The 16,457-nt window shown below is 44.5% G+C and carries 10 protein-coding genes and 3 pseudogenes; 9 read left to right on the top strand and 4 right to left on the bottom strand.

What is annotated here, in order from left to right; genetic code table 11:
* Window positions 1–92 precede the first annotated feature (92 nt).
* The 5 genes from AACW06_RS03095 to AACW06_RS03075 are packed head-to-tail and all read left to right on the top strand — an operon-like array spanning window position 93 to window position 8,193.
* Window positions 93–1,661 carry a type I restriction-modification system subunit M gene (locus tag AACW06_RS03095; protein ID WP_192073944.1) on the top strand — a complete coding sequence of 523 codons (1,569 nt, stop codon included), beginning with the start codon at window positions 93–95 and terminating at the stop codon, window positions 1,659–1,661.
* Window positions 1,658–2,881 carry a restriction endonuclease subunit S gene (locus tag AACW06_RS03090; RefSeq protein ID WP_192073943.1) on the top strand — a complete coding sequence of 408 codons (1,224 nt, stop codon included), beginning with the start codon at window positions 1,658–1,660 and terminating at the stop codon, window positions 2,879–2,881. Before AACW06_RS03095 ends, AACW06_RS03090 begins: the two co-directional genes overlap by 4 nt.
* A 6-nt stretch (window positions 2,882–2,887) precedes the next feature.
* A complete protein-coding gene (locus tag AACW06_RS03085) occupies window positions 2,888–4,864 on the top strand; it encodes an ATP-binding protein (RefSeq protein ID WP_192073942.1) in 1,977 nt (658 codons plus the stop codon).
* 27 nt (window positions 4,865–4,891) lie between these two features.
* Complete coding sequence (locus AACW06_RS03080; protein WP_192073941.1) at window positions 4,892–7,780, top strand: type I restriction endonuclease subunit R; 2,889 nt, start codon at window positions 4,892–4,894, stop codon at window positions 7,778–7,780.
* A complete protein-coding gene (locus AACW06_RS03075; protein ID WP_192073940.1) occupies window positions 7,780–8,193 on the top strand; it encodes a hypothetical protein in 414 nt (137 codons plus the stop codon). The genes AACW06_RS03080 and AACW06_RS03075 overlap by 1 nt, the downstream gene beginning before the upstream one ends.
* A 43-nt stretch (window positions 8,194–8,236) precedes the next feature.
* Here AACW06_RS03075 and AACW06_RS03070 read toward each other — a convergent pair whose 3' ends face one another.
* The gene (locus tag AACW06_RS03070; protein WP_192073939.1) at window positions 8,237–9,454 is read right to left on the bottom strand and encodes a tyrosine-type recombinase/integrase; all 1,218 of its coding nucleotides are present in this window, start codon (window positions 9,452–9,454) and stop codon (window positions 8,237–8,239) included.
* 455 nt (window positions 9,455–9,909) lie between these two features.
* Between AACW06_RS03070 and AACW06_RS03065 the strand changes: the two genes are divergently transcribed.
* The gene (locus AACW06_RS03065) at window positions 9,910–11,550 is read left to right on the top strand and encodes a methyl-accepting chemotaxis protein (protein ID WP_192073938.1); all 1,641 of its coding nucleotides are present in this window, start codon (window positions 9,910–9,912) and stop codon (window positions 11,548–11,550) included.
* 132 nt (window positions 11,551–11,682) lie between these two features.
* Here AACW06_RS03065 and AACW06_RS03060 read toward each other — a convergent pair.
* Window positions 11,683–12,069 (bottom strand): annotated as a pseudogene (locus tag AACW06_RS03060) (lysine decarboxylase LdcC); the annotation flags it as partial.
* A 63-nt stretch (window positions 12,070–12,132) separates the two neighbouring features.
* Between AACW06_RS03060 and AACW06_RS03055 the strand changes: the two are divergent.
* A pseudogene (locus tag AACW06_RS03055) lies at window positions 12,133–12,324 on the top strand (transposase); the annotation flags it as partial.
* A gap of 31 nt (window positions 12,325–12,355) precedes the next feature.
* Here AACW06_RS03055 and AACW06_RS03050 read toward each other — a convergent pair.
* Window positions 12,356–12,703: pseudogene (locus AACW06_RS03050) on the bottom strand (winged helix-turn-helix domain-containing protein); the annotation flags it as partial.
* 144 nt (window positions 12,704–12,847) lie between these two features.
* Window positions 12,848–13,258 carry a Zn(2+)-responsive transcriptional regulator gene (zntR, locus tag AACW06_RS03045; protein WP_192073937.1) on the bottom strand — a complete coding sequence of 137 codons (411 nt, stop codon included), beginning with the start codon at window positions 13,256–13,258 and terminating at the stop codon, window positions 12,848–12,850.
* A 164-nt stretch (window positions 13,259–13,422) separates the two neighbouring features.
* On the opposite strand from zntR, the gene purH reads away from it, so the two are divergent.
* The gene (gene purH, locus AACW06_RS03040; RefSeq protein ID WP_192073936.1) at window positions 13,423–15,033 is read left to right on the top strand and encodes a bifunctional phosphoribosylaminoimidazolecarboxamide formyltransferase/IMP cyclohydrolase; all 1,611 of its coding nucleotides are present in this window, start codon (window positions 13,423–13,425) and stop codon (window positions 15,031–15,033) included.
* Between the two features lie 95 nt (window positions 15,034–15,128).
* Window positions 15,129–16,424 carry a phosphoribosylamine--glycine ligase gene (purD, locus tag AACW06_RS03035; RefSeq protein ID WP_192073935.1) on the top strand — a complete coding sequence of 432 codons (1,296 nt, stop codon included), beginning with the start codon at window positions 15,129–15,131 and terminating at the stop codon, window positions 16,422–16,424.
* Window positions 16,425–16,457 lie beyond the last annotated feature (33 nt).

Raw genomic sequence — 16,457 nt, 5'->3', positions numbered from 1 at the left:
AATAATGAACACTGCGCAACACGATCCCCGCTAGTCACTGAAAAATTCTGGTACAATCAGGTGCATAAACTCTTTGTAAATTAGCAATAACCATGGTCGAACAACATCAACAAGCATTGAAAAAACAGCTTTGGAACATCGCGAACACGCTACGTGGCAACATGGCCGCCGACGACTTCCGTGACTACATCTTGGGGCTCATTTTCTACAAGTACCTATCCGATAACCTCAATCAATATGCTGACGCCCTACTCTCAGAAGATGGGATTAAATTCACTAATATTGATGAGCAAAGTGATCAAGGCAAAGAGATTCTAGAAGCGATTCGTGAAGAGGCGATCGACAAGCTCGGTTACTTTTTTGCACCTTCTGAGTTATTCCATGTGATTGCGCAGGCTGGCGAAAATGGCGAGTTCATTCTCGATGATGTACGCGACGTGCTCAACGATATCGAACAAAGCACCATGGGCGCCGACAGCGCGGAAGACTTCAACGGCCTGTTTGATGAACTCGACCTACAGTCAAACAAGCTAGGCAAAACGCCGGACGCACGCAACAAGCTGATTGCGCAAGTGCTAATCCACCTAGACAACATTGACTTTCACCTACACGACAGCGAAATCGACATTCTGGGCGATGCGTACGAATACCTGATTGGCATGTTCGCCAGTGGTGCGGGTAAAAAGGCGGGTGAGTTCTATACCCCGCAAATGGTGTCTAAATTGCTGGCAAAACTCGTGACCATCGATAACACGGTGAAATCGGTGTATGACCCAACTTGCGGTTCTGGCTCGCTATTGCTTCGAGTGGCTAAAGAGTCAAACAATCAGGACATCAAATACTACGGCCAAGAGCGTAACCCAAGCACCTATAACTTAGCCCGCATGAACATGATCATGCATGGTGTGCACTACAAACGTTTCGATATTGAAAACGACGATACCTTAGAAACGCCAATGCACTTTGATGAACGCTTTGATGCCGTCGTAGCTAACCCGCCGTTTTCTGCCCAATGGTCAGCCAGCCCGCTACACCTCAACAATGATCGCTTTGCCGATTACGGTAAACTCGCACCAAAATCTAAAGCTGACTTTGCCTTTGTGCAACACATGATCCACCAGCTCAATGACACAGGCCGCATGGCAGTCGTATTGCCACACGGTGTGTTGTTCCGTGGCGCAGCGGAAGGGCATATTCGCCAGCACCTACTCAAAGACAAAAACTACCTTGATATGGTGATCGGCCTACCAGCCAATATCTTCTTTGGTACTTCTATCCCGACCTGTATATTGGTATTTAAAAAGCACCGTAGCGCCGATGACAACGTGCTGTTTATTGATGCCAGTCAGCATTTTGAGAAAGGCACCAATAACAACTATATGCGAGAAGAAGACTTACAGCGCATTCTCGATGCTATCGCCAAACGTGAAAACATCGACAGATTTGCTTTTGTTGCCACCCAAGCTGACTTAGCCGAAAACGACTACAACCTCAATATTCCACGCTATGTCGATACCTTTGAAGAAGAAGCACCTGTCGACTTATCTGCCATCGCCAAACAGCTAGTGGATAACGATAAAGCCATGCTCGAGACCGATAAGACCATTGCCGATTACTGTGCTGAGTTGGGGATTGATACACCGTTTGAGGTGAAAGAATGAACAATGCGCCAGAACTGAGGTTCAAATCTTTTACTACACCTTGGGTTAACACCCGACTCGGAGACATAGCTTTTTTTAAGTCCGGAAATACTCCATCTAAAAATAATTCAAGTTTTTGGGGAGGCGACTATCCATGGATAAGTGCGTCTTCAATGCACAGTCACTCATTTGGAAGCTCCGAATACACTCTGACAGAAGGCGGCTTAAAGGCAGCTAAAGTCGCTAAAAATGGCACGTTGCTATTGCTTGTCCGTGGAAGCATGCTTTTCAACAAAATTCCGGTTGGCATAGCAACGCGCAAAGTAGCTTTCAACCAAGATGTAAAAGCTATCAATACAAGTGAAGTGACATCCAGCAACTTCCTTCTACTGTGGTTTCTAGCACAAGAAAACAGACTGTTAAACATGGTTACAGGTACTGGAATTGGGGCTGGAAAACTCGATACTGACGAACTTAAGGGACTACCTTTTGTATATCCAGAAGATAGGAAAGAACAACAAAAAATCGCTGACTTCCTCACTTCAGTCGACACCAAAATCAGCCAACTAACCGAAAAGCACCGTCTTCTTAAAGAGTACAAAAAGGGCGTGATGCAGCAGGTTTTTAGCCAACAGATCCGCTTTAAAGATGAGGATGGGAAGGCATTTCCGGAGTGGAAGGAGTTTCTATTTTCAGATATTGCTCAATTCTCAAAAGGAAAAGGGATATCAAAATCTGACATTGTTGAAAATGGCAAAACACCATGCATTCGTTATGGAGAGCTCTATACCATATATGGTGAAGTAATCAACAGTATTAGTTCTTATACAAATGTAGAGACCAACTCTTTAATATTAAGTGAAATCAATGATGTAATCTTACCTTGTTCAGGAGAAACCCAAATAGATATAGCTACAGCATCTTGTGTCATGCTCCCAAATGTCGCCTATAGCGGAGATTTGACAATCGTAAAATCAAAAATTAATGGGATATTTTTATCTTACTTTTTAAATTCAGCTAAAAAAACAACGATTGCAGCCTTATCACAAGGTAGTTCTGTGATCCACCTGTATGCTTCGCATTTGAAAACAATGAAATTAACGGTTCCTACATCTAAAGAAGAACAACAAAAAATCGCTCAATTCCTACAATCCATCGACCAGAAAATTGACGCCGTTACTAAGCAAATCGATCAGACCAAGCAGTTTAAAAAAGGCCTACTGCAACAGATGTTTGTGTGAGGAACCATGGCAGAGTTAACCTTAAATAACCTCGAAGATATTCAAGCTCTGCAAGAGAGCGCCGAAGTGGAGTGCAAACTTGCTGGTGGTCGAGATGGTAAAGGCGCAGTTCCTAACGATATGTGGGAAACCTATAGCGCATTTGCTAACACCCGAGGCGGAGTCATTCTGCTCGGTATCAAGGAAAAACGTGGTCAGTTTAGCCTTGAAGGCATCGCAAACCCTGCCCCATTGGTTAAGAACATCGTCGATACAGCCAATAACCCCAACAAAGTAAGCTGCAATTTGCTCAGCGAGCGCGACGTGTGCGTTGAGGTTATCGAAGGTAAAGCTCTGATTCGTATTGATGTACCAAGAGCGCCGCGAAAAGAGCGTCCGGTTTATATCAATGGCAACCCACTGACAGGCAGCTTTGTACGTCGATATGAAGCTGACCAGAAATGCACTGCCGATAGCGTCAAACAGATGATGGCAGAGCAAGAGAACGAGCGCGACCAACGGATTTTAGAGCACTTTACCCCTGATGATATTGAGCCAGAAAGCCTGCGCGTTTATCGTCAAATGTTTAAAGATGCCAAACCTCAGCACCCATTTTTAGAACTCTCAGATCAAGAATTCCTGCGTTCGATTCGCGCTTGGCGACGAGATCGCGCATCGGGTATTGAAGGGTTAACATTGGCAGGCTTAGTCATGTTTGGCCGCTGGGATGCCCTACAGGATGCCTTTCCGGCTTACTCTCTCGACTACCAAGAGAAAGACGATAGCTCTCATCGCTGGATAGACCGTATCTACACCGATGGTTCGTGGTCAGGTAATGCCTTTGATTTCTACCGCAAGGTTTATCGTAAACTCACCGCCGACTTAAAAGTGAGCTTCCAACTGAATAATGGTCAACGCCTCGACACCTCTCCGGCACATGAGGCAATTCGAGAAGCTTTGGTCAACACGCTCGCGCATGCTGACTTTGATTCAGAAGACAATATCTTAATTGAAAAACATCCCGACTTTATTGGTTTTCGCAATCCTGGCTTAATGCGCATTCCAGTACAGGAAGCCATTGCTGGTGGTAACAGCCAGTGCCGCAACCCAGCGATTCATCAAATGTTCTTAAACATTGGTCTAAGTGAAAAAGCAGGCTCCGGTATTCCTAAAATATACAGCAACTGCCGCAGCCAAAACTGGCAACCGCCGCACCTCTACGAAAAACACGAACTCGACCAAACGCTGCTCGAACTGCGTATGGTGAATATATTGTCACCAGAGCTCCACCAGCAACTCGTCGATCTGTTTGGTGAAAACTATAAACAATTGAACGAGCTGAAACGCACCATACTGGTAACGGCTGTAACCGAGTCTTGGTTTAACCATGAGCGTATTTGCTCTCTCACCTCTGAGCACACCCGAGAGGTCACACTGGCGCTTAGCCAATTGGTCTCAGTTGGGTATTTAGAGTCGGCAGGCAAACACAAAGGTAAAATCTATCACCTAAAAGGGATTGAGGTACCTACCCCAGATAATGAAGCGGGCAAGAGCATTAGTTTTGTCGCCTCACCGAGTGCGGCGCAACTTTCTCTATTTGGTAACGAAGTGCCGGACCTAGAGTCTCAAGGTCCGGACCTAACTCCGGACCAAAATACTCATACTCCGGACCTAACTCCGGACCAAAACGGCAAATTTGATGAACAGGCGCAACATTTGTGGTCAGAACTCAAACGAATATCGAATCCAGTTGCTCAACTCGCAGGAAGAAAGAAATCCAAAGCGACCGTAGAACAAACCATCATTGAGTTATGCAAAGCTGCTGAACCTCAGTGCCTGAAACTAGCAGATATCGCAAACCTACTAGATATGAAGCCAGACACACTCAGAAAGAACTACCTCAGTCAAATGGTGAAACAACAACAACTTTACTTAGTCTATCCGACGACTCCAAACCATCCCGAGCAAGGCTATACCACTCAAAATAATATAAAGCAGGACTAGATCAGCGTAGGAAGGCAAATAAGAACGATGGCTTATCAATCAGAACAACAACTAGAAGATAACCTAGTCACGCAGCTTAGTATGCAGGGCTTTGAAGTAGTAACACTCAAAGACAACAACGCTCTTGAGACAAACCTCAAAGCGCAACTGGAGCGCGTCAATCACTGCGTACTCTCGGAGTCAGAGTTTCGCCAAGTGCTCGGTAAGTTAGAGAAAGGCAATATTTTCACCAAGGCCAAAACCTTGCGCGACCGCATCGCGATCACCCTCGATAATGGCGATACGATGCATTTGACTCTGCTGTTTGATAAGCCAAAAAACAACCGCTTCCAGATTGCGCAGCAAATTACCGTCAAAGGCACTTACACTAACCGCTATGACGTGACGATTCTGATCAACGGCCTGCCACTGGTGCAGTTAGAATTAAAACGCCGAGGCATAGAGCTTAAAGAGGCCTTCAATCAAATTAAGCGCTATCAAAAGCACTCTTATCATGCCAACCATCGCTTGTTTAACTACATTCAGCTATTTGTGGTGTCCAATGGCGTCAACACCCAGTACTTTGCCAATAACAGTGAACTCTCTGCTAAACAGACCTTTGACTGGACCGATATCGATAACCATCGCATCTGCAAACTCCATGAATTCGCCGAGGCATTTTTAACCCCTCAGCACCTCACTGTGATGCTCAACCAGTACATTGTGCTCAACGAAACCATGAAGTGTCTAATGGTGTTACGCCCTTACCAATTTTATGCGGTAGAAGCGATCATCAATCAGGTCAAAACTTCGTCAGACAATGGCTATATTTGGCACACCACGGGCTCAGGTAAAACCCTCACCTCGTTTAAAGCAGCTCAGTTGATGACGGCCTTGAGCGAGGTCGACAAGGTTATATTTGTCGTCGATAGGAAGGATCTCGATTACCAAACAGCCGAGGAGTTTAATGCTTTCTCTAAAGGCTGTGTGGATACCACCAGCAACACTCGTATCCTGTTCCATCAATTACTAGACAAGCCAATCAAGGGCAAGGACGTCAACGAAAAACGCAATAGCAAGCTGGTGGTCACTACCCTACAAAAGCTAAATAACATTGTAACCAAACAGCGCTACCTGTGTGAGATGGAGACCTTAAGAGAAAAACGTATCGTCTTTATCTTTGACGAGTGCCACCGTAGTCAGTTTGGCGATACACATCAAAACATTGTCAACTTCTTCAACAATGCGCAGCTGTTAGGATTTACGGGCACACCCATTTTTGTTGAAAATGCTATCGCCAAGAACTCGGTCAAAAAGACCACTCAAGATCTGTTTGGCGAGCGCCTGCACGCCTATGTGATTGTCGATGCAATCCGTGACCAAAACGTGCTTAAATTTGCGATTGAATATGTGGGACGCTATCAATACAAAGATGGCTCAAACAACAACCTCGATATCGAAGTAGAAGATATCGATACCAAGGAGCTACTCACCTCCCCAGCCCGACTCGAAAGAATCACTGACTACATCATTGCCAACCATAAGCGTAAAACCCATAGTGGCGAATACAACGCTATATTCTGTGTCTCCGGTGTACCTGAGTTAATTCAGTATTATGAGTTGTTTGCCAAGAAGAAGAACGAAGGCAAGCACAACCTTAAAATCGCGACCATTTTCAACTTTGAAGCGAACGAAGAAGAAGAGTTTGAACTGGGCGTTAGCGACGATAAGCAAGTCAAGGAAGTTGCCGAGAAATACCTCAACCAAGGCGACAACGTCAAACTCCATAGCCGAGAAAAGCTCGAAGGATTTATTGCCGACTACAATAAGATGTTTGGCTCAAGTTACAGCACCAAAGACAGTGACTCCTTTTACGACTACTACAAAAACATATCTAAACGAGTAAAAGCCAAAGAAGTTGATATCTTGCTGGTGGTAAACATGTTCTTAACCGGATTCGATGCGAAAAGATTGAACACCATTTATGTCGACAAGAACCTCAAGCATCACGGCCTAATACAAGCGTTCTCACGCACCAACCGCATTCTGGACGAGAAGAAGTCTCATGGTAATGTCATCTGCTTCAGAAACCTGAAAAAAGCCGCAGATGAAGCGTTCACTCTGTTTTCGAATAAACAACCCAAAGAGTTGATTGAACTGCCCCCTTATGAAGAACTGCTTGCCGATTTCAATAAGGCTTGTGAAGCATTAAAAGCAATAACACCAAATGTCGATGCTGTTGATCTACTGCCTGATGAAGATGCGCAAAAGCTGTTCGTCCTACAGTTCCGTAAGCTAGTGCAACTCAAGAATATGCTCAGTAACTATGCTGACTTTGAGATGTCGAACACCGACATGGATGAGCAGGAGTACCAAGACTTCACCAGCAAATACACCGACCTAAGCCGACAGATTCGTGAGTCCACCAGCAAGGAGAAGGTTTCCATTCTAGAAGACGTTGATTTCGAACTAGAACTGCTACACAGAGATGAAGTCAATGTCGCTTACATACTGCATTTACTGCGCGAACTGTATCAAGAAGAGAGCGGTGAGAGTCAGGAGAAGAAACGACAAGTTATCGCTAACCTGATCAATTCAGACCCAGCCTTAATGAGCAAGAAAGAACTCATCGAGAAATTCATGAATGAGCACCTCGACGGTATTCCTGCGCATACTGATGTCGAAGAAGAGTTCGAGTATTTCTGGGAACGAGAGAAACGCCAAGCACTGGAACAATTGGCCGAAGAAGAAAAGCTCAATACCGACAAGCTACAAATTTTAGTTAACCGCTATGAGCTTAGCGAGGAAATGCCGTTACGTGAAGACTTTGCCGATACTCTTGAGGCTAAGCCGACCATATTGCAACGCAAAAAGATCGTAAATCGCCTAACTGAGCGATTCAAAGGGTTTGTAGATACGTTTATTGGCGGGCTGTAATGGGATTGGAAGCTTATAAAAAATACGCAGAATCTGTAGAGGCCGCATATAGAGCAGAGCCCCTAAAGCTAGCTACTTTTGGGTCATTTCAGCCAAAGAGTAAGTTTTGGTTAACTTTGTTACTAATCTTAGGAGTTATATTTTTCTACTCTGCCTACAAGATTGGAATCTTTGATAGTCATACTCTAGTAATCTTATCAGCAGCTTTATGGATCCTAGATAACCTCTTCTCACCTGCAACTGAAAGGAAATCGCAAATTCTACGAGTTATTGGTGGTATCTTAATACTAACTGCGGTCACTTTAGGGCCCAGCGAGGCAGTAAAGCAAACTGTCGATGGAATGTCGCCAGAAAAAAACGCCTATTTAATTGAAGATGCATTTAGTTGTTTACAAAAAATCCTCAAAGAATAGCTCTGTAAACGGTCAATGCTAGCGATTTATCTAAGATGCCACCCTAAGCTCTAATAGGAATCACATTTTCATTAGCCATGGGTAGCGTATCTAGATGCTCTACCCACATATCAAGCGCAGCTCTCTTCTCTGGCAGGTACTGGCTTCGGTTATAAATAGCCATAACGCCACCCAAGCTATGCCCTAGCAATTGCTCAACGATATGCGGGGCGACACCAAGGTCATTCAGACAAGTCGCAAACGTTCTGCGTAAATCATGCAGGGTCCACGCTTCTGCATGTTCTAGTCGCTTCCAGAGCTTTCGGCCAAACTGACTAACAGACTCTGATGATTTCAATTCCCCTAGAATAAAATCCTTATCGTTAGTGTCCATTTTTAGCTTTACAAGCCAATCTTTTAATTCTTCAGGAATCGGGCGTAAAATTCGCTCACCTGTTTTGCTGTTAGCTTTCGGAACTGTCCAAAGCATTTCATTAAAGTCCCATTCAGCCCATGTCGACAGTCTAATTTCCTGACTACGCGCACCAAATATTATCAACAATCGAATAAGCTTAGCGTAGTAAGGGAGTAGTTTGGTTCCCTCGGTAAGACACCAAACATCAACCAGTTCTTGAACTGAAAGTAATCTGTCTTTTTTGCGTTGCTTATTACCGACATCCGAAATAGTGAGATCGTCTAACACACGGCTGGTGGCATAACGCCTTACTCGACAAAATCTAAGCGCCTGCTTAGCATTTTGAAGAACATAACCAGCAGCAACAGGAGCAGGACGTTGTTTACCCGAAATGCCTTTACGAATCCGATCAAAACACTCCACCCAATGGCGCGTTTCTGTCTGTTCAATCGGAAGCTTTCCAATGTAGGGGTATATGTGACGCTGAAACTGAGCACGATGCTTATCTGCATTGGCTCGATTTTCTTCAGCATATTCTGTAAGCCAATATTCAAGAGCTTCTATTACAGTCACAGGATATAGCTTTTCTGCACGCTCTAGGCTGCGCTTTAGTTTAGGGTCAAAACCTTCAGCCAACCACTCGCGACACTGGTCAGCAATATCTCTTGCCTTCACCAAAGACAAGGCCGGATAATCCCCCAAATCCATCCGTTTATTCTTGCAATCAATCTTGTACCGGTACTGCCAGCGAACTTTTCCTTTAACAGAGACACGAGCACTTAAGCCATTACCATCCGTTAATACAAACGCTCCAGAATGACTCTTATCTACAACTGACTTTAAATGTTTATCGTATAGTTTGCCCATGACGCCCTCTTAAAAGGGTACATAGAATCAATTCCATGTACCCCAATATGTACCCCAAGATCATGATAAGACCAAAAACAACCAAAGACAAATAAAAACAAAAACCCAGCTAATACATTGATTAAAATGGAATTTAAAACTCAACTGCGAACAATAAAAAACAAGGGAAAACAACAGCTCTGATAATACGGCATGAACTAATCTAACCGTTAAATACCATCGCTTTCAAAACCGAGCCTCAGTGCTCGGTTTTTTCGTTTTAAACACTTTTTATTGTGAGATTTAAAAAGTGAAACGATGAATAAGCTGATGTTTTATTCCTCCTTTAGTCGCATTTACGTAACAAATGTACTCTGTTATGTTCAATTTTTAGAAATTCAACCATAATCAAACATCCAATAATAAAAATGATTCTTTAGAGAAGTATCGCTAGCCGTATTCAAGGAGTGAAGTTTATGGCCCTATCCAGCTTACGCCGCACCAAAATCAGAACCCGCTTATTCTTGCTGACAAGTGTTATCACGCTGCTGTTACTGATCCCTTTTATCTCGATGCTCAATGATTATCAAGATGATCTGATGACTGCCAAGCAAACCAAAACCCGCCACTTAGTGGAGGCCGGGCATAGCTTGCTTGAGCATTACCATCAATTACAACAAAGTGGTTCGCTATCTCAACAACAAGCTCAAACGCAAGCCAAACAAGCCATTGCTAAACTTCGCTATCAAAATGAAGATTATTTCTGGATCAATGACTCTGAACCAAGAATGGTCATGCACCCGATTAAGCCGCAACTAGATGGAAAAAATCTCTCAACAATCAAAGACCCAACCGGTAAAAAACTTTTCGTTGAATTCGTTAATGTCACCAAAAAACAAGGCGAGGGATTTGTCAACTACATGTGGCCAAAACCGGGCTCAGAGGTTGATGTAGAAAAGATTTCATACGTAAAACTGTTTAAGCCGTGGGGATGGATCATTGGGACTGGAGTGTATATTGATGATATCAACGCACTGATTTGGCAACGCATTCAATCCGTTCTTATGCTGCTTAGCGCCGTTATTATTGTGATGATCGCCCTTTCTGCCACCATCAGCCGCAGCATTACTCAGCCTTGTGAAGAAACGCAAAATGCATTAGAAGAGATCGCTAAAGGTGATGGCGACTTAACCAAGCAGTTGGACGTGAAAGGCAATGATGAACTCTCGCATATCGCACAAGCCTTTAATGAATTTACGGCCAAAATTCGCCATATTGTGCAAGACATTAACCCGATAACTGAACACATCACAGGCTCTGCTATTGAGTTAACACAAGTGGCTCAAAACGCATCGAATAAAGCCATGGATCAACAGCAATCAATCGATACCGTAGCTTCGGCGATGAATCAGTTGCATGCAAGCAACCAAGAAGTAGCCAACTCCGCTCACGATGCAGCCAAAGCCGCGCACACTGCGAGTGAAAAAGGCCAAGCAGGTAGTGCCGTGATTGCCAAAGCCTCAAGCTACATGGATTCATTATCCGACTTATTGACCGCTACCGAAGCGACGACTCAAAGTCTAACTAAAGAAACGCAAGATGTCGGTGCTGTACTGGCTGTGATTCGAGGCGTGGCAGAACAAACCAATTTATTGGCACTCAACGCAGCCATTGAAGCGGCTCGTGCTGGTGAGCAAGGTCGAGGCTTTGCAGTGGTTGCCGATGAAGTGCGGGCACTGGCGACTCGAACTCAAACTAGCACCAATGAAATTGAACAGATCATTGCTAGCTTGCAAAATCGAGCTAAAGAACTCAGCCAGTCAATGGAACAAACTCAGCAGCAATCAAAAGCAACGTTAGAACAAGCTGAGCTTGCACAGCAAATGCTCAATGAAATTGATGAGCAAGTGAATACTATTTTATCGCTCAATGAACACATCGCTGAAGCCAGTTCTCAGCAAACTATGGCGACCGATGAAATCAGCCGCAACTTAACCAATATCGCCGATCACAGTACCCAAGCGGCAGCGCAAGCAAACCAAGTTGTCGCCGCCAGCGAACAATTGATGCAAAGCGGCCAGCAACTAGCTCGTAGCGTCGGTGTGTTTAAGGTTTAAATGAACGGCTTAATAACGGTCAGCTTAATTCGATGATTGAGAAATAAAAACGAAAAAGAGAGAGTCAAAAGGCTCTCTCTGCTCAACGTACATTGGTGAATGGAGGCACGCTCGAATTAATTTTCTATTTTATTAATCTTTCAGCACTTTCACTGTGTAACTACCATCGGCCTGACGATACAAACCGTGAATATCCGTTTCAAAGCCAGGATAATAAGCACCGATTTCACACAGCATTTCTAAAAACTCTAATACTGGACGAGAACTTTCTGTGACCATTTCATTCAACAGCACTTCTTCCGTTTGACCACGAAGCTCTTGTTGCCATGCCGCGTGTGGCGTCACTTTCATCTCAGGCAATACATCAAATGCTTTGTACATCAATTCTGGCAATGCATATTTCTTAATCAGGTCATGAATACTTTGCGTCAATTCTTGGATACGCATGCCCTCGTAAAAACTTGTATCTTCTTTATAAAGCGAAGGCAACATTGTACGAATGGTCAGGTTCAAATCGTAGTGATCTACACCAGAAGTTTTGGACACTGAGTTAAGTGAGTACAATCACTAACGATGTGAACAATGACAACTAAGAAAACACGAATCAAACATGCTCCTGAATTTAAAGCCGAAGCGCTTAAGTTAGCAGAGAAAGTCGGTGTCGCAGCTGCCGCACGACAGCTATCGTTGTATGAATTTCAAATTTATGGGTGGCGTAAAGATGCAAAAATCAACGATAGAGAAAGAGAACTCACCACTGAAAATGCCAAACTTGTAATGGTTCATTTGATACGACAACGCCAACGCGTTGCTGTGCAAATTGTTCTGACGTAATTTCAGACACATTCGCCATTAATTTATAGCCGCGTTTAGGTACGGTGGTGAGATAATTAATATTCTCCTCACGTCCATCACGTAGTAGTTTTCGCAGCTCAAAGATTGATTGAATCACCACTTGGCCGGTCACAATCGCTCCGTTCCAAACGTGCTCTATCAACTCTTCACGACAAAACACTTCCCGTGAATTTCTTGCAAGAAAATATAAAAGGTTTATTAATCTCGGTTCGACCGCAACTTCCCTATCTTGGCGATACAACTTATTTTCATCAACGCTCAAAATCCAGTCGTTGATTTGAAAATACATTCCAACCATGTGTGCACCACAAGCAACAACAGCAATAAGAGGTGCCTCACACATCCGTTTAATTTAGATATTAAAAATATCAATAAAATAAGCAGGCGATTATGTAAAGGTTTATATAACGTCCCTAACACTCACTATTATCAAAAATGCAAACTAAGGTTTATTGATGGCTAACGCCGTCAAAATAGAACAGTGACTGGCGTTATCTTCAGCATGGCCACAACACGCATCATTAATTTTCTTTAATGCTTGACGAATAGTGGTCAGTTCAGCAATTTTTTGGTCGATTGACATCAATTTTGCTGAGGTGATCGATTTCACTTCTGCACAACTGTGTACTGTTGCTTCCAATTTAATTTCTAATAGTTCTTTTATCTCATCTAAACTCAGCCCGACTCTTTTCGCCTTAAGAATAAAACTGACTTGTTGCTGATTTTCTTCATTATATAAACGGTAACCAGACTCACTGCGCCCTGCAGGCTTAATCAACGCATTTTTTTCATAAAAACGTAATGTATCTGTCGATACACCGCACCTTTTTGCTAATTCACCGATCTGAAACATAAATACCTCAATTAACCTTTTCGTAACTTTTATTGCCTATTCTCGCCATTTCTACAATTATTTTTGCAATAGCAAACGATTGCTCGAGCTTTTTTGTAATTATTTGGTTAGAATGTGCGCCATCAAATTTCCCATTAACTCCATGATTTGAGGAAGACCGAAGCATGAATAACGCTCGTCCTATTCACCGCGCATTGATCAGCGTATCAGACAAAACAGGCATTGTTGAGTTCGCTCAAGCATTAACGAAGCGTGGTGTCGATATTCTTTCTACTGGCGGCACCGCTCGCCTATTGGCAGACCAAGGTATTGCAGTAACAGAAGTCTCTGACTATACCGGTTTCCCTGAAATGATGGATGGCCGTGTGAAAACACTACACCCGAAAGTGCATGGTGGCGTTCTGGGCCGCCGCGGCCAAGATGATGAAATCATGCAAAAACACGGTATTCAAGCCATTGATATGGTGGTAGTGAACTTGTACCCATTTGCAGAAACCGTAGCAAAAGCAGGTTGTACTCTAGCCGATGCCGTTGAAAACATCGATATCGGTGGCCCAACCATGGTTCGCTCTGCGGCTAAAAACCACAAAGACGTAACTATCGTGGTGAATGCACATGACTATGACCGCGTAATTGCCGAGATGGACGCTAACGATAAGTCTCTTACTCTAGAAACTCGTTTTGACCTTGCGATTGCGGCCTTCGAACATACTGCTGCCTACGATGGCATGATCGCCAACTACTTCGGCACTATGGTTCCTTCTTACGGCGCCTCTTTACTTGATGACGAAGGAAAGAAGGCCGATGAAGAGAGCAAATTCCCTCGCACCTTCAACCAGCAGTTCCTCAAAAAACAAGATATGCGCTATGGTGAGAACAGTCACCAAGCGGCCGCTTTCTATGTTGAAGCCAATCCAGAGGAAGCCTCAGTCTCGACTGCACGCCAAATCCAAGGCAAAGCGCTGTCTTACAACAATATCGCCGATACCGATGCAGCACTTGAGTGCGTAAAAGAATTCGCCGAGCCAGCATGTGTGATAGTAAAGCACGCTAACCCATGTGGTGTTGCACTAGGTTGTGACCTTCTTGAAGCATACAACCGCGCTTACCAAACAGACCCAACGTCTGCATTTGGTGGCATCATCGCGTTCAACCGTGAGCTAGACGCCCAAACTGCAGCTGCTATCGTGGAACGTCAATTTGTTGAAGTGATCATCGCTCCTTCTGTTTCAGCGGAAGCGGTAGAAGTTGTAGCTGCGAAGAAAAACGTTCGCCTACTTGAATGTGGTCAATGGTCAACGAAGACAACAGGCTTTGATGTCAAGCGCGTTAATGGCGGCCTACTGATGCAAGACCGTGACCAAGGCATGGTTTCAGCCGAAGATCTTAAAGTTGTCTCGAAGCGCCAACCAACCGCAGAAGAGCTAAAAGACGCACTATTTTGCTGGAAGGTAGCAAAATACGTGAAATCTAACGCAATTGTTTACTCTAAAGGTGATATGACCATCGGCGTGGGCGCTGGCCAAATGAGTCGCGTCTACTCGGCGAAAATCGCTGGGATTAAGGCCGCAGATGAAGGACTACAAGTGGAAGGTTGTGTGATGGCATCAGACGCTTTCTTCCCATTCCGTGACGGCATCGATGCCGCTGCAGAAGCGGGGATAAAATGCGTGATCCAACCTGGTGGTTCAATGCGTGATGACGAAGTGATTGCCGCCGCCGACGAACACGGTATGGCGATGATCTTTACCGGAATGCGTCACTTCCGCCATTAATACTCTCTTCGTATTTGGCAGCGTGGCGTCGTTAACGACGCCACAGCAGCAACTACTTTGAGTGAACGATATTTTAAGATTAAGGAATTTTAAATATGCGAGTTTTAATTATTGGTTCTGGCGGTCGCGAACACGCTCTTGGTTGGAAAGTCGCGCAAAACTCTCAAGTTGAAACTGTATTTATTGCGCCAGGCAATGCAGGAACAGCACTTGAGCCTAAACTAGAAAACGTCAACATTGGCGTAGAGAGCATCTCTGAACTAGTTGAATTTGCCAAACAGAAACAGATTGAACTGACCATTGTTGGCCCTGAAGTTCCATTGGTTCTTGGCGTGGTTGATGCTTTCCGTGAAGCTAGATTACCTATTTTTGGTCCAACTCAGGCAGCGGCGCAACTTGAAGGCTCTAAAGCCTTTACTAAAGACTTCCTAGCTCGCCATCAAATTCCAACTGGGGCTTACGCCAATTTCACTGAAATTGACCCAGCTTTAGCATACGTACGTGAGCAAGGTGCACCGATTGTTGTCAAAGCTGACGGCCTTGCTGCTGGTAAAGGGGTTATCGTGGCAATGACCCTGCAAGAAGCGGAAGATGCGATTAAAGATATGCTGGCAGGCAATGCTTTTGGCAATGCAGGCAGTCGCGTGGTCATCGAAGAATTTTTAGATGGCGAAGAAGCAAGCTTTATCGTGATGGTTGATGGTGAAAATGTGTTACCCATGGCCACCAGCCAAGACCACAAACGCGTCGGCGACAAAGATACCGGCCCCAACACTGGCGGTATGGGCGCTTACTCCCCAGCGCCAGTTGTGACCGCTGAGATTCATGACCGCGTGATGCAAGAAGTCATTTACCCTACCGTACGTGGCATGGCAGTTGAAGGTAACCCATATACAGGTTTCTTGTACGCAGGTTTGATGATTGATGCTGCTGGCACACCAAAAGTAATCGAATACAACTGCCGTTTTGGTGACCCAGAAACCCAACCGATTATGATGCGTATGCAATCTGACTTGGTTGAACTCTGTTTGGCAGCTATCGATGGTAAACTTGATCAGATGGAATCGAAATGGGACCCTCGTGCGTCTATCGGTATTGTCCTTGCTGCTGGCGGTTATCCGGCTGATTACGCTAAAGGTGATGTCATTTCAGGCTTACCACAACAAGAAGTGGAAGGTGAGAAAATTTTCCACGCAGGTACAACCAACAACGATGCTGGCGATGTAGTCACTAACGGCGGCCGAGTACTGTGTGCAACAGCACTCGGTAATAGCGTATCAGAAGCTCAGCAGCGCGCTTATGCTCTTACTAAACAAGTGAGTTGGAATGGTATGTTCTACCGCAACGACATTGGTTACCGCGCGATTGCACGTGAGCAAGAGTCAAACTAAAAACAGCTCATCACTTCTTGTCAATAAGGTGTT

This window comes from Vibrio sp. S12_S33, assembly GCF_963889785.1.
GTDB classification, from domain to species: domain Bacteria; phylum Pseudomonadota; class Gammaproteobacteria; order Enterobacterales; family Vibrionaceae; genus Vibrio; species Vibrio aestuarianus.
Note: the sequence above shows the minus strand (reverse complement) of the source record. Positions and strands in the feature narration are given on the sequence as shown.